Annotated in this window: 14 protein-coding genes, 2 rRNA genes and 1 pseudogene; 8 read left to right on the top strand and 9 right to left on the bottom strand. The window is 41.7% G+C overall.

Annotated features, from left to right (window positions below; genetic code table 11):
- Positions 1 to 294 precede the first annotated feature (294 nt).
- Together LG336_RS10115 and LG336_RS10120 are read left to right on the top strand one after the other, a co-directional pair.
- The gene (locus LG336_RS10115; protein ID WP_404332447.1) at positions 295 to 693 is read left to right on the top strand and encodes a VOC family protein; all 399 of its coding nucleotides are present in this window, start codon (positions 295 to 297) and stop codon (positions 691 to 693) included.
- Between the two features lie 172 nt (positions 694 to 865).
- Complete coding sequence (locus LG336_RS10120; protein WP_404332448.1) at positions 866 to 1981, top strand: DUF5667 domain-containing protein; 1116 nt, start codon at positions 866 to 868, stop codon at positions 1979 to 1981.
- 148 nt (positions 1982 to 2129) lie between these two features.
- Here the strand turns inward: LG336_RS10120 and LG336_RS10125 are convergent, their stop codons facing one another.
- Genes LG336_RS10125 through LG336_RS10135 form a run of 3 tightly spaced genes read right to left on the bottom strand, consistent with a single transcriptional unit; the run spans position 2130 to position 4645 of the window.
- Positions 2130 to 2795: a PspA/IM30 family protein gene (locus tag LG336_RS10125; RefSeq protein ID WP_404332449.1), complete on the bottom strand. Its 666-nt coding sequence runs from the start codon at positions 2793 to 2795 to the stop codon at positions 2130 to 2132.
- Positions 2795 to 3313 carry a hypothetical protein gene (locus LG336_RS10130; protein ID WP_404332450.1) on the bottom strand — a complete coding sequence of 173 codons (519 nt, stop codon included), beginning with the start codon at positions 3311 to 3313 and terminating at the stop codon, positions 2795 to 2797. Before LG336_RS10130 ends, LG336_RS10125 begins: the two co-directional genes overlap by 1 nt.
- Before the next feature lie 39 nt (positions 3314 to 3352).
- A complete protein-coding gene (locus LG336_RS10135; protein ID WP_404332451.1) occupies positions 3353 to 4645 on the bottom strand; it encodes a S1C family serine protease in 1293 nt (430 codons plus the stop codon).
- 252 nt (positions 4646 to 4897) lie between these two features.
- Between LG336_RS10135 and LG336_RS10140 the strand changes: the two genes are divergently transcribed.
- Positions 4898 to 5050 (top strand): hypothetical protein, encoded by a 153-nt coding sequence (locus LG336_RS10140; RefSeq protein ID WP_404332452.1) that lies wholly within the window; start codon positions 4898 to 4900, stop codon positions 5048 to 5050.
- 145 nt (positions 5051 to 5195) lie between these two features.
- On the opposite strand, the gene LG336_RS10145 is transcribed toward LG336_RS10140, so the two are convergent.
- Positions 5196 to 6407 carry a SpoIIE family protein phosphatase gene (locus LG336_RS10145; protein ID WP_404332453.1) on the bottom strand — a complete coding sequence of 404 codons (1212 nt, stop codon included), beginning with the start codon at positions 6405 to 6407 and terminating at the stop codon, positions 5196 to 5198.
- On the bottom strand, positions 6407 to 7234 hold the full coding sequence (locus LG336_RS10150) for an alpha/beta fold hydrolase (protein WP_404332454.1): 828 nt from the start codon (positions 7232 to 7234) through the stop codon (positions 6407 to 6409). Before LG336_RS10150 ends, LG336_RS10145 begins: the two co-directional genes overlap by 1 nt.
- A gap of 218 nt (positions 7235 to 7452) precedes the next feature.
- Here LG336_RS10150 and LG336_RS10155 point away from each other — a divergent pair, with 218 nt between their 5' ends.
- Positions 7453 to 8643, top strand: a complete 1191-nt coding sequence (locus LG336_RS10155) for a MalY/PatB family protein (RefSeq protein WP_404332455.1) — start codon at positions 7453 to 7455, stop codon at positions 8641 to 8643.
- A 175-nt stretch (positions 8644 to 8818) separates the two neighbouring features.
- Positions 8819 to 10165, top strand: coding sequence for a diguanylate cyclase domain-containing protein (locus LG336_RS10160; protein WP_404332456.1), 1347 nt, complete (start codon positions 8819 to 8821; stop codon positions 10163 to 10165).
- 366 nt (positions 10166 to 10531) lie between these two features.
- Here the strand turns inward: LG336_RS10160 and LG336_RS10165 are convergent, their stop codons facing one another.
- Together LG336_RS10165 and LG336_RS10170 are read right to left on the bottom strand one after the other, a co-directional pair.
- Positions 10532 to 10891: a hypothetical protein gene (locus tag LG336_RS10165; protein WP_404332457.1), complete on the bottom strand. Its 360-nt coding sequence runs from the start codon at positions 10889 to 10891 to the stop codon at positions 10532 to 10534.
- Between the two features lie 132 nt (positions 10892 to 11023).
- The gene (locus LG336_RS10170; RefSeq protein ID WP_404332458.1) at positions 11024 to 12706 is read right to left on the bottom strand and encodes a hypothetical protein; all 1683 of its coding nucleotides are present in this window, start codon (positions 12704 to 12706) and stop codon (positions 11024 to 11026) included.
- A 177-nt stretch (positions 12707 to 12883) separates the two neighbouring features.
- Between LG336_RS10170 and LG336_RS10175 the strand changes: the two genes are divergently transcribed.
- Complete coding sequence (locus LG336_RS10175; protein WP_404332459.1) at positions 12884 to 13636, top strand: AAA family ATPase; 753 nt, start codon at positions 12884 to 12886, stop codon at positions 13634 to 13636.
- A gap of 55 nt (positions 13637 to 13691) precedes the next feature.
- On the opposite strand, the gene LG336_RS10180 is transcribed toward LG336_RS10175, so the two are convergent.
- Both LG336_RS10180 and LG336_RS10185 read right to left on the bottom strand, forming a co-directional pair.
- On the bottom strand, positions 13692 to 14012 hold the full coding sequence (locus LG336_RS10180) for a hypothetical protein (protein ID WP_404332460.1): 321 nt from the start codon (positions 14010 to 14012) through the stop codon (positions 13692 to 13694).
- A gap of 464 nt (positions 14013 to 14476) precedes the next feature.
- A pseudogene (locus LG336_RS10185) lies at positions 14477 to 14811 on the bottom strand (glutathione peroxidase); the annotation flags it as partial.
- A 345-nt stretch (positions 14812 to 15156) separates the two neighbouring features.
- Here LG336_RS10185 and LG336_RS10190 point away from each other — a divergent pair.
- Both LG336_RS10190 and LG336_RS10195 read left to right on the top strand, forming a co-directional pair.
- Positions 15157 to 16755, top strand: a 16S ribosomal RNA gene (locus LG336_RS10190).
- 273 nt (positions 16756 to 17028) lie between these two features.
- A 23S ribosomal RNA gene (locus tag LG336_RS10195) occupies positions 17029 to 19985 on the top strand.
- Together the 16S and 23S rRNA genes form the textbook arrangement of a ribosomal RNA operon.
- Positions 19986 to 20067: the final 82 nt, after the last annotated feature.

Here is a 20067-nt window from a genome sequence, read left to right on the forward strand (position 1 = left end):
AAAACAAATTAAATCAGCTCATAGAATGTGGTATCATCTAAAAAAAGGCTGTTTTCGTAAAGATTGTTGTTAAAATTGTAAAAATCTTAAAGCCGATTTTTACTACCTAAAGCCGATTTTAACGCAAGATAAGCTATTTGGTACGTGATAAGAAGTTTGCGCGCTCTTTTCTCATAATTAAGGGGGACTTTGAAGTGAAACAAAGCTTAATTCAACCGAATTTGTATCCAAGGAGTAACAAAGTTTGAGAAAAGAGCCCAAAAAAACACTATTTTAATGAAAGAAGTGAAGATTTTGATTACATACAAATGTCTACATCACGTAAGTCTTACGGTTACAGATTTAGAGAAAGCAAAAAACTTCTATGGGAAAATATTAGGGTTAAAAGAAATATCTCGTCCTGATTTCGGTTTTCCAGGCGCCTGGTATGAAATAGAAGGGCAGCAAGTTCATTTAATCGTCGAGCCCTCATCACAAACCATTCGTCCGGATAAAGGTCTATACAGTAGAGAAGGTCACTTTGCCCTTAGAGTTGAGAACTACCATGAAGCACTGCAATGGTTAAAACAAAATCAAGTTGAAACCCTCGAAAAACCAGACGGAAAAAGCGGATTCGCACAAATATTCTGCGCCGACCCAGATGGAAACTTAATTGAACTAAATGTTGATCAAAAAGATCTAGAAATAAAATAAAGGCTGCCATCCAGGTGGCTTTTCTTTTCGCCTTATTGCCCATGTTCATTAATTCCTGCCTAGATTCCTTTATTTTCCACAAAAAACACTGGATTTTTTTCAGATAGACGGACATATACCTGTTTGCTTTCCTCGAAGGGTGTAGCGTAAACCAATTTAGGAGGAACTATAAATGAAGTTGAGAAAATCTATTATTAGCGGCACAGTCGCGTCAGCCCTTCTTTTTTCTTTAGCAGCACCAACCGCTTTTGCAAACGAGGATGTAGCAGAACAACCAGAAACAGGATTAACTGTTGAGGAAGTGTCTGATCCAGTTCTAGAAGATTCAGCTACAGAAGAAGTTTTAGTAGAAGAAGAGACTACTAGTTATGATGAAGGAACAGAAGAAGCTGAAAAAGTTGTAGAGGAAGGATTAGAAGAAAATTCTAATACTGAAGATGTAGCAACTGAAGAAGAAGATCAAACAGAAGAGCCAACTTTAGTTCCAGGTGATTTCTTCTATTTTGTAAAGATCATGATGGAAAAAGTACGACTTGCCGTGTCTTTCGACGACTATAAAGAAGCTCGTCTGTTAGCTGATTTCGCAGCAGAACGTATTGCTGAGGCAAATGCACTAATTGCTGACGGAAAAACGGAAGAAGCAGAAGAGGTTCTTAATAAAGCCATTGCGACTCAAGAGGAAGCTGCTGAAAATCTAGCAGAATCGGTAGAGGTAGCAGACGAGGAAACAGATGCGGTGGAAGTAGTTGCCGAAGACGTTGTGGTTGAAGATATCGAAGAAGATGTAGTGGAAGTAAAGCTTGCAAACAACATTGACGCATTATCTATGGCCTTGACTTATGTGGAAAATCCAAATGCTCAAAAAGCTTTAAGGAAAAATATCGAAAAATCTTTTGCGAAATTAGATAAAAAATTGGCCAAGCTTGAGAAAAAAGCCGCTAAATTTTCATCTGAAGAAGGCGTAGAAGTAGCAGAAGAGCCAACAGAAGAACCTGTTGTGGAACAAGTTATGGAAGAAACAGAACCAGTAATCGTTGATCCTGTTGTCGAAGAGCCAATTGTAGAGGAAGAAGGACAACCAGTGGTTTCAACTCCAGTTGTCGAGAAACAACAAAAATCAGAAGAAAAGCGTGCTCAAGGACAAAAGGCTGAAGGTAAACAGCAAGAAGCTCCTGCAAAACAAAAAGAACAGAAACAAAAAGAGAACCACCCAAAGCAAAACGCTAACAACAAAAATGCCGAGAAGAAAAATGAAAAAGGCAGTGGAAATGGAAACGGTAAAAACTAACGAAACTCCTTAAAGGATGAAGCCAAACATTTGGTTTCATCCTTCTTCGATTAGGCTCCTACTTCTTCCCATTCAAGAGGATATTCCCCTAAAAGATTAGGATAGAAAAGTCAAAAAGCTGTTGAGGGGAAGCAACAGCTTTTTGGCTTTATTGGGCTTGTCCTACTGCTTTGGCTTCCTTTAATTTGCTGAGTTCCTTTTCAACATCTGCATCTAGGAGGGCAGGTTCAAGAGGATTAGACTTTGCCATCCCATATTGGTTTGAAGCTGTCTTTGCCTCTAATCTTAAGACTTTGTCTTCTACTTCTTGAAAGCCTTTGGTCGCAATTTCAGGGTTGCTGGAAGCGGTGATGTTGCTAAGATTAGCTGTGGTTTGGGCCACATTCAGTCGTGAAATTATTGTTAGTTTACGAGATTGCAATTCGTCGTATTTTATACGTAAGCGATCGATATGGCTACAAAGCAAGTCTGTCTGATTTTTAATCGTTTGATATTGCTCTTGGTAGGTGGTGAGTTTCTTCTCGTTTTCAAGTCTGTCTTGAATCGCGAGCCTTGCGATATCGTCTTCTTGTTTTTCAACTGCGAGTTCTGCCTGTCGGCTACGCTTTTGGATAAGGGTATACGTTTCTTTTATCATGGCTTCGTATTTCCTTTCAATATACATTTGATTTGCCAGTGAAGTGTGAGCCTTTTGAATTTCCTCTTCCATTTCCCGTAAATGTTGTTTGAGCATGGCAACCGGGTCCTCGTATCGATCTAACGCATCATGGAAATCGGCACTAACTATATTTTTTATTCTTTTAAAAATACCCATTATGCTTCCTCCTTACGAATGGATTTTTCCCATTCATCTAAGTAATCTCTTGTTTGGTATGAACTAGCTGTGGCTAGGTCTGCTGGTGTTAGATAATCGACAGATTGATGATTCTTTTTTATAAATCCTTTGTATCCTAAGTAGGCAATAATAAGTAGGAACGGGATTCCAAAAATTTTAGGAAGCAGGGTGAATAGTGCTAAGCTAAATAATGCGCCTCCGAACCATTTTCCAGTTTTCTCTTTTGAAAACTTCCAAATCGCAAGTCCTGCTAATACTATAGCGATTTTTATTAAAATGAACAGCATGGTGGTTGGAAAAATGAGTGCATATACTTCGTGGAATCGACCAGCTCCCCGAGGGCCAAAGTGATGACCAGCACCATGTCCAAATTGTTGAGTAAACGGACCTCCTTGGGGGTGAATACCATTTAAATGGAAGCCTGTTATTTTAACTAAAATCATTCCTAAAAGAAAAATGGGGACTAAAATAAACAACCATTGAAACAATTTCTTCATTTAGATTCACCTCCTTTCAAACTGTTTAGTGTTGCTCCCTTAATTAGTAGGGGACTTAGAGTTTGATAGGTTCACTTCCACGTCGATTTCTTTACCCTCGCGGTAGACCTTTAGAGTTGTTTTGTCACTCGTGGTCAAATTGCCGTACATATATTTCCTCAAATCGCTTGAGTTTTGAACCTCCTCGTTATCGATTGACACAATAACATCCATCTGCTTTAACCCTGCATTTGCTGCAGCACTATTTGGTTCGATGTATGTGACCATTGTCCCGCCTTTCACACTTTCAGGAAGGGATTGAAGATACATACTTGGAATCTCTTGTAAATCAGCAAGGCTGACGCCGAGATAAGGACGTTCAATTTTTCCATTTTCGATTAGCTCGTTGATGATTGGAACCACATCGTTACTTGGAATCGCAAATCCGAGGCCTTCGACACCACTATTGGAGATTTTTAGACTGTTGATGCCAATCACATGGCCGTTTGTATTGATCAAAGCGCCACCGCTGTTTCCAGGATTAATGGCTGCATCGGTTTGAATAACGGAAAGCTCCCATTCGCCGGCGGAAGTCTCAACTGGAATATCGCGGTCGATGGCGCTGACGATTCCTTGGGTAACCGTTCGGGATAAATCCAGTCCAAGCGGATTTCCGATTGCCATGACTTGGTCACCAGGTCTCAACCCGGAGGAATCTCCAAACTTAAGCGTATGTGTTGCATATTTTTCGTCGATTTTTAGAACAGCTAAGTCGGTTAATGCATCAGCCCCAACGACTTCTGCGGTTGCTTTTTCGCCATCATAAAGGGAGACTTCTACCTCTGACGCGCCTTCAATAACATGATTGTTCGTTACAATATAGGCACTGTCACCCTGGACATTAAAAATGACCCCAGAACCTGAACCACTTTGTATGGTTCCTTGAGCACCGGAAAATGGATTGCTCTGATTCTGATAATTGATAATCCCAACAATCGCTTTTGATGCACTTTCAACTACATCCGCTAATGAAGCGGTGGTGTTATTTGAATTGGATGTAGGGACAACGCTAGTTGCTAATTCACTCTCTGATAGTTGCTCTGTAGAGGGAGCTGCATTTTGCTGGGCTTCTGTTTTAAGGAAATCAAAAACATCTGTGTAGGTAACGGCTCCTAGTGTTAAAGCTGATCCCATTACTCCTGCAGTCAGCATCGATAGAAAGCTTTTCACTCCACCAGTCTTCTTTTGCTTCCTCAGCGGCTCGACTGGTTTTTCATATGGATTTGGTTTGATTGGTTCCTCATTAGGAGTAGAGTTTATCTGTTCATCGAATGGTTTATATAAATCGCTCATGGCTTGTTCCCCCTTGGTTTTCTTACTATGCCTTTATCTTAGCGGGGAATTATGAACAAACTATTAACAAATTACGACCGGATTTTTATCAATTTGGAAAGATTTTTGAAAGAAGAATCCAGCGTGCCCAAAGGAAAGGTGGAAGTCCAGTATGTCCTCCTTGATTTCCCGTAAAAGGTGAGGGTGCTTGGAAAATTGCATAATAAGAACGATACTTTTTGGGGAAATTACAAGAAAAAGGAGGTCACAACAATGAAAAAGTTCTTATTCATGTTACTCTTAGCCTTTTCTACCTTCACATTAGGAGCGTGTGGAAACAACGAAGCACCACCAGAAGATGGAGAACAGATTGAGGAAATCGAAGAAGAAGATGAAATTGGCGATGGCGAAATTGATGATGAATAAGTAGGAACACCGAAAATCTCTTCATGGAAACAGGATTCTTGTTTGAAAATATCCTAGTCCTAACAAAAAAGGAGTTCAGACAAAGCTGAACTCCTTTTACAATCCTATAATAGGGGTGGATATTTTCCCAGCAATTATCCAACTCTTATTTCAGTTCAATTAAAATTAAACATTGATCATCGCTTCTCTGTTTTTCACTTTTTTGATGCTCTAATGACGCAATGATACTATCTTTTAATGTTGAAATGGAAGTCGCTCTGTTCTCGGAAAATAGCCCACTCAAATGGTTTGCACCGATTAAATCCGTGATTCCATCTGTATAAAGCAGGAGACGGTCTCCCTTAGAATAAGTAACACTGTTCGTTTTATATTCAATTCCTTCGAACATTCCAATTGGAACACTTTTAGAAAATAATTCATGTTGCTCACCGTTTTTATCTCTCCAGAAAGCAGGGGGGTGCCCTGCATTGATATATTCAATCTTTTGTTTCTTTGTATCGATTAAAAGATAAATAGCGGTACAATAATGTCTAGCCTCTTCGTTATTCTGGAACAAAGAATGGAGATGTTGGTCCAATTCTTTCATCACAATATTCGTATTCAACCCATAAGAAATCAGCCTCTGGAACAAGGAATGCAAAGACATCGTAATGAGGGCAGAGGAAATCCCGTGTCCCATTACATCAAGTAGAATGATTCCGTATCGATGTTGGTCGATCTGATAAAATCCGTATATATCCCCTGATAATTCACTAGACGCTTTATGAAAGGACTCAATTTTGATTTCATCTGTCTCAATTGGGTCGGTCAAGGACGTTTTTTGGATTATTCTAGCAAGCTCTAGTTCTTTCTTTGTTTCTATTTTATACTTTTGATTTTGTTCATTAAGGTCTAGGAGTTTTTCTTGTTTTTCTTTTAGCTCCTTTAATGCATTCTCCAATTCTGCATTGGCCTTGTGTTTGGCAACTAAAGCAGCTTCTGCATCTTTTTTGGCGATGAGTAGTTCATTTTCATATTCACTTCGATTGCGCATTGGAAACAGCACGCAGTCTGAGTAAATTTTCCCGTCTCTTTTTCTCTGAAGGGCATTTACCATAACCGGAATTTCTTCATCAGAAATGGATTTTAACGAAATAAACATTTCCTCCACCTTTTGTTTCTTTATTAAAAGTGGGACAAAATAGAATTGATAAAACATTTGAGCAGGCACGGTCAGAATGGAATGAAAATGTTTTCCTTGCACTTGCTGTAGAGGATAATCAAGCATTTCGAGTAATGTATGATTGATAGATAAAATCGTACCATCCTCAGTTAAGGTTAGAAAACCACAAGGTGCATGATTGAGTTGTTCGTCCATTAAAGCGGGCCGCCTACAGACATTCCACTCTTCAGATATTGCCGAATTAAGCCAATCGTTTCTTCTGGATCACTCATATGCGGACAATGTCCAATGGCTTTCATCTTTATATACGTACTGTTTGGAAGGTGCTGCTGCAAATACTGGCCAACCGTCTCTGGTGCAATAATATCTTCGGAACATTGCATGATTAAGGAAGGGACACTTACCTTCATTAAATCTTGGCGGTTATCTGAGAAAAAAGTAGCCTGTGCAAATTGACGCGCAATAATCGGGTCTGTTGAGCAAAAGCGATCCTCAAGGTCACTTTTCACCTCAGGGTGGTTGGAATTGTTTAACAAGGTATCCGCAAACATCGTCGCCCAGCCGATATAATTTTTCTCCATCATTTCAAGTAAGCCTATAAGATGCTCTCTTTCAAATCCACCAAAGTACTCAGGAGGATCATTAAGGTACCGTGGGGAAGGGGCCAGCATAATTAAATTGGAAAAATACTCAGGCTGACGAAGGGATGCAAGCGTGCCAATCATTCCAGCAACAGAATGTCCTATGAAAATAGCATTCTCAAGTTCCAACGCGGAACATACATCTAGGACATCCTGTGCATAGCCTTCTAAAGTACTGTATCTGTTCACATCATAGGCTTGTAAATCTGAATTCCCAGTTCCAACATAGTCGAATAAAATAATGCGGTAATCGTCTTCAAAAGCTTTTGCTACTTGGTTCCATACCGTTTGATCACACCCAAATCCAGGTGCGAATAGAATAGACTTCGCCCCGTTTCCAATAATCTTTACATTATTGCGAAATATAATGTTCTGTTCCATATTAGGCTCCTTACTAAAAGGGGTTATTTAACACTATGTTTATGCTATTAACTATCATACCATTTAGTTGGATTTCGTTGTATGAGTTTGTATGTAGTGAGCCCTAAAGTGAAGCACATTGATGGACATTTAATGCGTCGTGTTTGAAACTAAGAATAGAGAAGACCAATAAATTTGTAGCTCTAATCATATCCTAATACTAAAAGGAGAGAATCTAGATGAAATACAATTTTGATGAAATCGTCAATCGCAGAAATACATACTCGATGAAGTGGGATGGCGGGGAGTTTTTAAAACAAATTGGGCTAACAGAGAGATATGATGAAGAAACCATCCCGTTATTTACGGCGGATATGGATTTGCCAGTCCCTCAACCATTATTAGATGCGTTACATAAAACCGTTGACCACAAAATTTTTGGGTACTCGATTTTCCCACCTGAATATTTTGAAGCGATTCAGCATTGGTTTAAAAAGAGACATGATTGGGACTTCAAAAAAGAAGAAATCGTCTATAGTCCTGGAACGGTTCACGCTGTGAATGTAGCTGTAAGAGCTTTGACGAAACCAGGGGACGGCATCATTATTCAAAGACCTGTTTACCCACCGTTTACCTCTGCTGTTGAAGGGAACGGAAGAATCGTCAGAAATAATGCTTTAAAAGTGGATGAAAATGGGTATTACACGATCGACTTTGAAGATTTTGAGGCGAAAGCAAAAGAAGAAAATACAACAATGTTTATTTTATGTAACCCTCATAATCCAGTAGGGAGAATTTTTAAAGAAGATGAACTCAAACGTCTGTCAGATATTTGCGCAGAAAACGGAGTCCTTATCGTCGCGGATGAAATTCACGGAGATTTAATTAGACGTGATCAAACGTTTATTCCAATCGCGAAAGTAACGAATCAGCTCGACCATATTGTCACTTGTACGGCAATTAATAAAACCTTTAACGTCGCGGGCCTCCATTGCACAAATGTCATCATTACGAATCCTAAAGTGAGAAAAACGTTTAGCAAAGCAATGGGCATGCACCTGCCATCTCCGTTTACGGTATCTGCACTTATCGCCGCCTACCGAGAGGGAGAGGATTGGTTAGAGCAGCTAAAAGAATATCTCGACGGAACCATGGAATGGGTAGTCAATTTCCTAACCGAAAATATGCCAAAAGTAAAAGTAAACATCCCAGAAGGCACTTATGTGATGTGGATGGATTTTAGTGGGTATGGCATCACTCCAGAAGAAGTCCATGACCGTATTTATAACAAAGCCAATGTGTTGTTAGAAGATGGAAAAATGTTTGGCGAAGAAGGGTTACAGTACCAAAGAATTTGTCTTCCATCCCCACGACCAATCATAAAAGAAGCATTTGAAAGAATTTCCAGAGAATTTGCCGACTTAAATTAAAAAGAATCCCCTCAATTATGTCCTAGCGAGCAGCTGTTTGATTAGTTCGCTAGGGCAAAATGTACATTCCGCTCCCAGATCTTCAAGAACTTTTCTTAATTCAAAAACAATCCACTCTTTTCAACCTGTATAATGTTACATATAGAGCATTCATGCTGTTTTAAGGAGGGTGGCTGTGACTAATCATACAGATAAGCATACAAAAGAAATCGCGGACTTGTACGCACAGATCACTGAATTGGAATCAAAAAACAAAGAGCTCTCAAAACAAATTCGGGTAAACGAGTCCTTGTACCGTAATGTTCTGGATGCTTTGCCTATCAATATATTTCTTGAAAATCGAAAAGGGCAGACCATATTTGCCAATCAGCAGGCTTGTCTGGTAAACGGTCGTAGTCTTGAAGAGTTATATGGGAAAACGGTATTTGATTTTTTTCCTCAACCAATTGCCCAGGTTAATCGAGATTTTGACCTTGAGGTCTGGAAGCAGCGCCAATTAATAACAAAGGAGGCTGTTGCAGGGTTTAAGGGGAAAGAGCACCATATGTATACAGGCAAAACCATCATCCATATAAATGAGTCGGGTGATGACTATCTTCTAGGTTTTGGTTTAGACATTACTGATCGTGTTAAAGCTGAAGAGTTGTTAAGAGAAAGTGAGGAAAAATTCAGGAGTGTCATTGAGCAAGCAGCGGATAGTATTTTTTTAATTAGTATAGATGGAACAATCATGGAAGTGAACCCAACTGCATGTGAGAATCTACAATATTCTAAAGCCGAACTTTCGCAAATGAGGATTGAAAAGATTTTTACTAGTCTATGTAGTAAATTAACAAAGCTAGATGCAAAAGACAATGCTCTTTCGAATTTTGAGGATACAATCATAGGAAAAGATAACTACCAAATCCCTGTTGACGTAAATATCCGGCTAATTAAAATTGGCAAGAAACAAATGTATTTGGCTATCTGTCGCGATATCCGTGATAAAAAAAGAGCTGAAGCACAAATTAAGCACATGGCGTATCACGATGCTTTAACCAATCTACCTAACCGTTGGTATATTCAATCTTATCTTCAGGAATACCTTACAAATACCGAAATAAATACATACGAATTGGGCTTAATTCTTCTCGACCTGGATCATTTTAAAGTCATAAATGATCGTTTGGGTCATGATGCAGGGGACTTACTGTTAAAAGAAGTGGCTAGACGCTTACAGCTTGCCATTGTGAAAAGAGAGACATTCCTTGCTCGATTTGGTGGAGATGAGTTCTTACTTCTTATTCCACACCTAGCTGGTGAAGAAGAAATATACATAGTTTGTGAAGACATCTTGGAAGTGTTACGTGAGCCCTTTGAAATCTTCGGTCAGAAGTTTACGATTTCAGCAAGTATTGGTATTAGTCTTTACCCAAAGGACGGAAAAGACTTAAATACTTTGATCAGAAATGCTGATCTTGCGATGTACGATACAAAGGAACATGGAAGAAGCGGTTATAGCTTCTTCACGCAAACCTTGTAACAGCAGGGAATGGAACGCTTGGATATGTAGATGCTTTTTAGAAAAGATATAAATCATTCATTTATGCAAGTAGAAATGGACAAATCAAAAGCTTAGAGATGGTTGCTCTCTAAGCTTTCTTCTTTTTTTAGAAAGGCTCTTTTCTCAATCTTTGTTGCTTTTTTGATACAAAAATAGGAATGGATTAAGCTTTGTTTGATTGCAAAAATAGCTTGATAATTATGAGGAAAGAGCTTGCAAACTTACTAAAACGTACAAAATAGCTTATCTTGGTTTAAAATCGGCTTTAGGTAGTAAAAATCGGCTTTAAGATTTTTACAATTTTAACAACAATCTTTACGAAGACAGCCTATAGAAAGGCTCCGTTCACTTGAGCGGTGTAGGCAATTTAATCGGCGTATTTAATTCATATGAATCTCGGTAAGAACGATAAGAGACAAATTGTTTTCCACCTGAATATCCATCTAGTTGTAAGATTCGCGCTTTGTTTGTTTCCATATAAAAATCATCATCATCGGTTTTTAATTGATAAAAGGTGTAGGTGATTCCGAGTAACTCTTTTTTGGTTATATGAGAGTTCGGGTGGTTTTTGATCTTTTCTGCCAGTTCTTGGACAGTTATTGAAGGGATATCCTTCATGTGGTAATAAGTCTCTTTCACATTTGCTTTTATTTTGTTTACGGCAGTAAGAGCCTTGTCTTTGTATTTATTTTTACTCATCATCATCACTTCTCCTCATTATCTAGATATTAAGCATAATCTCCAAAAATGGAGGGATTAAACGAAAGGGAAGGAACTTATTCTAAATCATTAGAAAGAGGCTGTTCAGTCGAGTCCGAAACAGCCTCTATTCGCTTCTTAGTTCAACCCTTTAATCACAATTTCCTTCGCGGGCATAAAGTCTTCGCCTGTATCCATATAGATGACGTCGACTTCATCGTCTGCTTGTAAGTAAATGGCTTCTGCTGTGTTTTCAGAAGAGATAATATAACTTTGGCCATTATCTAAAAGGAAGGAAACCAACGTGAATTGCTCGGCTTTTTCTTTGTAAACTCTAACCACAATCCCGCTTGTTTGTTTTTCCTCTGCTTTCGAATTGCCATCAACAGAACCGCCCCCACGTTGCAGAGCTGTTTTGTATTGTTTTAACGCTTCATTAGGGGTATTGCCATAGACAGAGATTTCTGGATTGGCAGCTGATACAATAAAATAGTTTTGGAGAAACCCATTTGCATCTAATACCGGTGTTAACCAGCTAGCTTCACCGTAGAAATTATAGAGAATGGGCATTTCACCTTGCCATTTTTTCTCAATAAATTTCTTTTCGATAATTTGCAGCGCACCTTGGGAATCCATATAAGATTCCTCTAAGTTCCCTGTATAATACACAGCGTCACCTGTCCTTGAATTGGTTAAAGAATATCCCAGCATGGAATCGACCCCTTCCTTAGGGCTGGTGAAATCCGTGAAATAATACATGTCTCCATTCTCGTCAAAAATCGGACTAACATTGGCCTCTGTTCCTTCATCTGAAGGAAGTTTTACGTCAGATTTCCCGAATTTACTGTTCCAAAAGCCGTGAATATAGTTTCCAAAATAACTATTATGCAAGCTCACTACTTCCGGGGAAACAGCGCCATCAATAAATTCTGGAACATCCGCTAATGCAACCATTTCCGTTGTTCCCGTTTTTGGCTCAACCATGATGATACCTTCAACTTCAAACCCATTACGAGCAGAAATAAACTCACCGTAGGTACGAATATAATAAGGTGCTCCCTCATCATCAATCTCCAGTTGGGGCTTTCCATAGAAAATAAGATTTGGATATTGCATCCGGATATGGCGTTCTAAATTTTGATTAAAATAAGACGATGGAGTGTAAGTCATTTCCGCTTTGATAAATTTCGGATTATCAGAGGAATCGGTGGCGCTGATGGTAAAATACCCTGGGGTATGATCACCGTTCCACCATTTGAAAAAACCTGAAAACTCTACTGGAGCAATATAAACGTATTCATCTTTCACTTTTTGAATTTGTAGGTTTCCTAGCTCGTAATAGCTGGTATTTGGTACTTGACCAAAAGCCTTCTTCATTTTATTGCGGGCAAACTTAGGTGGAACACTTGCAGGAGTCTTTGTTTCATCAAACACTTCAATTTCCATTTTCTCCGTCATACTTGCTACCTCATATTTCTCGTCGGCGTTAAAGAGGGGAGCAGTTAAAATAAAGATGCTTACTAGCACACTACCTAAACAGAGTAGCGTTTTTACCATTCGCTCTTTGCCTGAAGAAAATACAGCTCCAGCAGCAGTTATTAAGATAGCGAAGGGCCATAAAGAGGAAGGGTTACGGTCAAGGTTCGTCAAATAATAAAAGGCAAGAACAAGTATAATGATAACAATAGGTACACTAATGAACATTCCTGCACTAGTTTGTGTATCCTCTTTTCCTTTCGCTTTTTTCGATCGTGAAAAGGGAATGAGTATCAGGGAAGAAGCAAGCCCAATAATCAATGAAAATAAAAATATATTACCCATGGTTTCTCCTTTCAGAAAGTAGTTTCTATATTTACGTATTTTTAATAGGAAAAGTTTCAGATAAAAAAGTGGGGGGAGTCTTGTGTGAACAGTAGATAAGTTTTGGTTTGCGTTAGCATTAACTGTGGTCCTCTGATCATGTTAAAATAAGAAAAAATAAACCCGAGGTACATTCAAATGGAAATGCTAAGTGGGCAATATGTAAGAGAAGTTCGGATGAAACGAGAAGAAGTACCTTCATTTAACCAGTACCCTTATAATCTTCCTAGTTTAAAGACGTTGGATGAACTGACTTTCCATCCTAAGGTAACGTTCTTTATCGGTGAAAATGGCATGGGGAAATCGACATTATTAGAAGCTGTAGCAGTGGCTTTAGGATTTAATCCTGAAGGAGGTTCGTTTAATTTTAATTTCTCGACCTATGATTCACATTCCAGCCTTGATACATTCCTTAGAGTAATAAAGGGGGTTGAGAAACCGCGGGATGGATTTTTCCTGCGAGCAGAAAGCTTCTATAATGTTGCGTCTAATATTGAAGAGATGGATCGGGAATGGAGTGGGCCACGAGTCATTGATTCCTTTGGTGGACGTTCGCTTCACGAACAATCACATGGCGAGGCATTCTTTTCAACTTTTCTTCATCGGTTTCGTGGAAATGGGATTTATATTCTAGATGAACCAGAGGCAGCCCTGTCGCCATTGCGGCAAATGTCGATGCTTACAAGGATTCATGATTTAGTCAAAGAAGACTCACAGTTCATCATTGCCACACACTCCCCTATAATCATGGCCTACCCAGATGCAGTCATCTATGAATTTAGCGAGAAAGGTATAAAAGAAAGAAAGCTAGAAGAAACCAATCATTATCAAATCATGAAACAATTCTTCGATGATAAAGGGAGAATGATTCATCATTTGTTAAATGGGTAAAATAGGCTAATAACAAAAGAGGATGATGCCCATCATCCTCTTTTTAAGTTCAATCCTAAATGAAAATTGTTCCTGCAACAACAACACTAATTAAGGTTCCTATGACTAAACCTACCGCTGCAAAAAACATTAGGAACATTCCGTGAACCTTGTTTCGATTATGATAGAGCATAAAGCCCATAAGCAATGCCGCAGATCCAAAAACAATTGGTAGAAAAAGAAGTGAAATCGCAAAGAACACCCATCCAAACAGTGCATAAGCTACTCCCATGATTTTACTTGTGGCTTTGTTTTGATGTTTTAGGGAAGCTCGCCCGCAACTTTGACAAATGACGGTACTGACCACGTTGTTCGATTCACTTTGAGAACTATACATGCAATCCACTCCATCTAATTTAAATTTTTTACGCTAACGCCATGAACAAGGATACTCTAATAGGTGGTGGTGTATAGGACTTTTTTTAAAAGTGGAATCCCTCCAGTCATTTTGTATTAGCTCATGCTAACTGAATCTTGCTTTAGTATACAAAGTTGTGGATAGTAGCATAGAGTTGTTTAACTCTATTGATAAATTGGAAATTCTAGAAATAACGTTAACATAGTTATCAGATAATTTTAACAAAAAGAATCTTTTGAATATTTATTTTGAGGTTGATAGTGAAAACCCCCTTTTTATTAGATTATTCATCTTTGGTTATTACTGATTTCAAGTTGTTTATAGGGATTTGATTCAGAATATAAGTGGAGGGGAGGTGCTTGTTTGAAATAATATTATATGCAAGAAATTAGGTTGTAATAAGTTATTGAAGAATAGAAAAGTGGGTAAACAAAAAAAGGTTCCTACGAAGAATCTTTTTCAATTTTATTCGGTTCAAAAGTGGGGGCATACCCTCAATAACCTGACCTTTACCAACTATAAGGAACTTTGTGAAATTCCATTTAATCATACTAGATAGCATGCCTTTCTTTTGCTCTTTTAGGAAAGTGAATAAAGGAACTGCGTTTGTACCATTCACGTTGTTTTTTGCAAAGATAGGAAAGGATACCCCATAGTTCATTTAACAGAATTGGGTTGTTTCATAAATATTATCAAACACTTGAATGTTGAACTGATCACAAAGAAATCCTAAAATCTCTAGACCTTGGGCATGGTATTTTTCATAAATTCCCTGGAGCCTTAAACAAATAATTCAGGATATAGATGAAATTTTTAAGGCACTAAAAAAATATGAACTTTGTAAAAAAATTCTATTGATTCCCTAATAGAAAACATGTTATTCTATTTTAGCTGCTTCGGTAGTGCTAGTAACAAAACATTCATTTCATAAAAACTTTTAAAAAAGTGTTGACGAAATGAGTTGGATATTATATGATTATTCCTGTCGCTAAAACGACAAGATAAAAAATTGCTCTTTGAAAACTAAACAAACAAGCGTCAACAAACAATATTTATCATGTTTCTTCTATTAATATAGAAAAATATGAGCCAACGTTTTATTTATGAGCTAATCACTCACTCTTTATTGGAGAGTTTGATCCTGGCTCAGGACGAACGCTGGCGGCGTGCCTAATACATGCAAGTCGAGCGGATTTTTGGGAGCTTGCTCCCAAAGATTAGCGGCGGACGGGTGAGTAACACGTGGGCAACCTGCCTGTAAGACTGGGATAACTCCGGGAAACCGGGGCTAATACCGGATAATTCATTCTCTCTCATGAGGGAATGCTGAAAGACGGTTTCGGCTGTCACTTACAGATGGGCCCGCGGCGCATTAGCTAGTTGGTGAGGTAACGGCTCACCAAGGCCACGATGCGTAGCCGACCTGAGAGGGTGATCGGCCACACTGGGACTGAGACACGGCCCAGACTCCTACGGGAGGCAGCAGTAGGGAATCTTCCGCAATGGACGAAAGTCTGACGGAGCAACGCCGCGTGAGCGATGAAGGCCTTCGGGTCGTAAAGCTCTGTTGTTAGGGAAGAACAAGTACCGGAGTAACTGCCGGTACCTTGACGGTACCTAACCAGAAAGCCACGGCTAACTACGTGCCAGCAGCCGCGGTAATACGTAGGTGGCAAGCGTTGTCCGGAATTATTGGGCGTAAAGCGCGCGCAGGCGGTCCTTTAAGTCTGATGTGAAAGCCCACGGCTCAACCGTGGAGGGTCATTGGAAACTGGGGGACTTGAGTGCAGAAGAGGAGAGTGGAATTCCACGTGTAGCGGTGAAATGCGTAGAGATGTGGAGGAACACCAGTGGCGAAGGCGACTCTCTGGTCTGTAACTGACGCTGAGGCGCGAAAGCGTGGGGAGCGAACAGGATTAGATACCCTGGTAGTCCACGCCGTAAACGATGAGTGCTAAGTGTTAGAGGGTTTCCGCCCTTTAGTGCTGCAGCAAACGCATTAAGCACTCCGCCTGGGGAGTACGGCCGCAAGGCTGAAACTCAAAGGAATTGACGGGGGCCCGCACAAGCGGTGGAGCATGTGGTTTAATTCGAAGCAACGCGAAGAACCTTACCAGGTCTTGACATCCTCTGACAACTCTGGAGACAGAGCGTTCCCCTTCGGGGGACAGAGTGACAGGTGGTGCATGGTTGTCGTCAGCTCGTGTCGTGAGATGTTGGGTTAAGTCCCGCAACGAGCGCAACCCTTGTCCTTAGTTGCCAGCATTCAGTTGGGCACTCTAAGGAGACTGCCGGTGACAAACCGGAGGAAGGTGGGGATGACGTCAAATCATCATGCCCCTTATGACCTGGGCTACACACGTGCTACAATGGATAGAACAAAGGGCAGCGAAGCCGCGAGGTCAAGCAAATCCCATAAATCTATTCTCAGTTCGGATTGCAGGCTGCAACTCGCCTGCATGAAGCCGGAATCGCTAGTAATCGCGGATCAGCATGCCGCGGTGAATACGTTCCCGGGCCTTGTACACACCGCCCGTCACACCACGAGAGTTTGTAACACCCGAAGTCGGTGGGGTAACCTGGGACAAAACTTAGCCTCTTATTATCGTTATAGGAAGTTAAGTTTTGTCCTAGGGTCCAGCCGCCTAAGGTGGGACAGATGATTGGGGTGAAGTCGTAACAAGGTAGCCGTATCGGAAGGTGCGGCTGGATCACCTCCTTTCTAAGGATAATGCCGTAAGGGCATTCGGAATGCGAACCTTCGGTTCGTACTAAGCAAATTAAAAATTTGCACTGTTGATTAGCTTGTTTGTTTAGTTTTGAGAGTGCAATTCTCTCAAAGCTTTTTAATTTGTTCCTTGAAAACTAGATAATCGTAAGTAAGAAGGCAAAAGTAAAACACACATTTGTATCGCTTTTTTAATTTTTCTCTCTTTTATTAAAAAGAGAAACCAAAGACATGATTGTCTTATAGAGACGAATAAATTCGTCCATAGGTTAAGTTAGAAAGGGCGCACGGTGGATGCCTTGGCACTAGGAGCCGATGAAGGACGGGACTAACACCGATATGCTTCGGGGAGCTGTAAGTAAGCTTTGATCCGGAGATTTCCGAATGGGGAAACCCACTGTTCGTAATGGAACAGTATCTTTACCTGAATCCATAGGGTATTGAAGGCAGACCCGGGGAACTGAAACATCTAAGTACCCGGAGGAAGAGAAAGCAAATGCGATTCCCTGAGTAGCGGCGAGCGAAACGGGATTAGCCCAAACCAGAAGGCTTGCCTTCTGGGGTTGTAGGACACTCAACATGGAGTTACAAAGGAACGGGGTAAATGAAGTGGTCTGGAAAGGCCCGTCAGAGAAGGTAAAAACCCTGTAGTTGAAACTTCGTTCCCTCCTGAGTGGATCCTGAGTACGGCGGGACACGTGAAATCCCGTCGGAAGCTGGGAGGACCATCTCCCAAGGCTAAATACTCCCTAGTGACCGATAGTGAACCAGTACCGTGAGGGAAAGGTGAAAAGCACCCCGGAAGGGGAGTGAAAGAGATCCTGAAACCGTGTGCCTACAAGTAGTTAGAGCCCTGTGCATATTTCCTTCGGAAAATGCCGGGTGATAGCGTGCCTTTTGTAGAATGAACCGGCGAGTTACGATTACATGCAAGGTTAAGTCGAGAAGACGGAGCCGCAGCGAAAGCGAGTCTGAATAGGGCGAATAAGTATGTGGTTGTAGACCCGAAACCAGGTGATCTACCCATGTCCAGGGTGAAGGTAGGGTAACACCTACTGGAGGCCCGAACCCACGCACGTTGAAAAGTGCGGGGATGAGGTGTGGGTAGCGGAGAAATTCCAATCGAACCTGGAGATAGCTGGTTCTCTCCGAAATAGCTTTAGGGCTAGCCTCACGAAGTGAGAGTCTTGGAGGTAGAGCACTGTTTGGACTAGGGGCCCTCATCGGGTTACCGAATTCAGACAAACTCCGAATGCCAATGACTTATCCGTGGGAGTCAGACTGCGAGTGATAAGATCCGTAGTCAAGAGGGAAACAGCCCAGACCACCAGCTAAGGTCCCAAAGTATACGTTAAGTGGAAAAGGATGTGGAGTTGCTTAGACAACCAGGATGTTGGCTTAGAAGCAGCCACCATTTAAAGAGTGCGTAATAGCTCACTGGTCGAGTGACTCTGCGCCGAAAATGTACCGGGGCTAAACGTATCACCGAAGCTGTGGGTGGACATCTTACGATGTCCGCGGTAGGAGAGCGTTCTAAGGGCGTTGAAGCTAGACCGTAAGGACTGGTGGAGCGCTTAGAAGTGAGAATGCCGGTATGAGTAGCGAAAGATGGGTGAGAATCCCATCCACCGTATGCCTAAGGTTTCCTGAGGAAGGCTCGTCCTCTCAGGGTTAGTCGGGACCTAAGCCGAGGCCGAAAGGCGTAGGCGATGGACAACAGGTTGATATTCCTGTACCACCTCTTTATCGTTTGAGCAATGGGGGGACGCAGGAGGATAGGGTAAGCGCACTGTTGGATATGTGCGTCTAAGCAGTTAGGCTGGTAACGAGGCAAATCCCGTTACCCTGAAGGCTGAGCTGTGATAGCGAGGGAAATATAGTACCGAAGTTCCTGATTCCACACTGCCAAGAAAAGCCTCTAGCGAGATAAAAGGTGCCCGTACCGCAAACCGACACAGGTAGGCGAGGAGAGAATCCTAAGGTGAGCGAGAGAACTCTCGTTAAGGAACTCGGCAAAATGACCCCGTAACTTCGGGAGAAGGGGTGCTTTTTAGGGTGTTAAAGCCTTGAAAAGCCGCAGTGAATAGGCCCAGGCGACTGTTTAGCAAAAACACAGGTCTCTGCGAAGCCGCAAGGCGAAGTATAGGGGCTGACGCCTGCCCGGTGCTGGAAGGTTAAGAGGAGAGGTTAGCTCACGCGAAGCTTTGAATCGAAGCCCCAGTAAACGGCGGCCGTAACTATAACGGTCCTAAGGTAGCGAAATTCCTTGTCGGGTAAGTTCCGACCCGCACGAAAGGCGTAACGATCTGGGCACTGTCTCAACGAGAGACTCGGTGAAATTATAGTACCTGTGAAGATGCAGGTTACCCGCGACAGGACGGAAAGACCCCGTGGAGCTTTACTGCAGCCTGATATTGAATTTTGGTACAGCTTGTACAGGATAGGTAGGAGCCTTGGAAGCCGGAGCGCCAGCTTCGGTGGAGGCGTCGGTGGGATACTACCCTGGCTGTATTGAAATTCTAACCCGCACCCCTGATCGGGGTGGGAGACAGTGTCAGGTGGGCAGTTTGACTGGGGCGGTCGCCTCCTAAAATGTAACGGAGGCGCCCAAAGGTTCCCTCAGAATGGTTGGAAATCATTCGCAGAGTGTAAAGGCACAAGGGAGCTTGACTGCGAGACCTACAAGTCGAGCAGGGACGAAAGTCGGGCTTAGTGATCCGGTGGTTCCGCATGGAAGGGCCATCGCTCAACGGATAAAAGCTACCCCGGGGATAACAGGCTTATCTCCCCCAAGAGTCCACATCGACGGGGAGGTTTGGCACCTCGATGTCGGCTCATCGCATCCTGGGGCTGTAGTCGGTCCCAAGGGTTGGGCTGTTCGCCCATTAAAGCGGTACGCGAGCTGGGTTCAGAACGTCGTGAGACAGTTCGGTCCCTATCCGTCGTGGGCGCAGGAAATTTGAGAGGAGCTGTCCTTAGTACGAGAGGACCGGGATGGACGCACCGCTGGTGTACCAGTTGTCTTGCCAAAGGCATCGCTGGGTAGCTATGTGCGGACGGGATAAGTGCTGAAAGCATCTAAGCATGAAGCCCCCCTCAAGATGAGATTTCCCATAGCGTCAAGCTAGTAAGATCCCTGAAAGATGATCAGGTTGATAGGTCAGAGGTGGAAGCGCGGTGACGTGTGGAGCTGACTGATACTAATCGATCGAGGACTTAACCAAATTGAAAAGCGAAGGCGACTGTTCAACTTCGACAGACGTTGGAGAGCCAGCCATGCAAATCCCGGTTTTGGATTTGTTTGGA

This window comes from Mesobacillus maritimus, from assembly GCF_044803185.1.
Taxonomy (GTDB): Bacteria; Bacillota; Bacilli; order Bacillales; family Cytobacillaceae; genus Mesobacillus_B; species Mesobacillus_B maritimus_B.

Coding starts and splice junctions, on each gene's coding strand:
- LG336_RS10120 (WP_404332448.1), top strand. CDS start 866: ATGAAGTTGAGAAAATCTATTATTAGCGGCACAGTCGCGTCAGCCCTT.
- LG336_RS10125 (WP_404332449.1), bottom strand. CDS start 2,795: ATGGGTATTTTTAAAAGAATAAAAAATATAGTTAGTGCCGATTTCCAT.
- LG336_RS10130 (WP_404332450.1), bottom strand. CDS start 3,313: ATGAAGAAATTGTTTCAATGGTTGTTTATTTTAGTCCCCATTTTTCTT.
- LG336_RS10135 (WP_404332451.1), bottom strand. CDS start 4,645: ATGAGCGATTTATATAAACCATTCGATGAACAGATAAACTCTACTCCT.
- LG336_RS10140 (WP_404332452.1), top strand. CDS start 4,898: ATGAAAAAGTTCTTATTCATGTTACTCTTAGCCTTTTCTACCTTCACA.
- LG336_RS10145 (WP_404332453.1), bottom strand. CDS start 6,407: ATGGACGAACAACTCAATCATGCACCTTGTGGTTTTCTAACCTTAACT.
- LG336_RS10150 (WP_404332454.1), bottom strand. CDS start 7,234: ATGGAACAGAACATTATATTTCGCAATAATGTAAAGATTATTGGAAAC.
- LG336_RS10155 (WP_404332455.1), top strand. CDS start 7,453: ATGAAATACAATTTTGATGAAATCGTCAATCGCAGAAATACATACTCG.
- LG336_RS10165 (WP_404332457.1), bottom strand. CDS start 10,891: ATGATGATGAGTAAAAATAAATACAAAGACAAGGCTCTTACTGCCGTA.
- LG336_RS10170 (WP_404332458.1), bottom strand. CDS start 12,706: ATGGGTAATATATTTTTATTTTCATTGATTATTGGGCTTGCTTCTTCC.
- LG336_RS10175 (WP_404332459.1), top strand. CDS start 12,884: ATGGAAATGCTAAGTGGGCAATATGTAAGAGAAGTTCGGATGAAACGA.
- LG336_RS10180 (WP_404332460.1), bottom strand. CDS start 14,012: ATGTATAGTTCTCAAAGTGAATCGAACAACGTGGTCAGTACCGTCATT.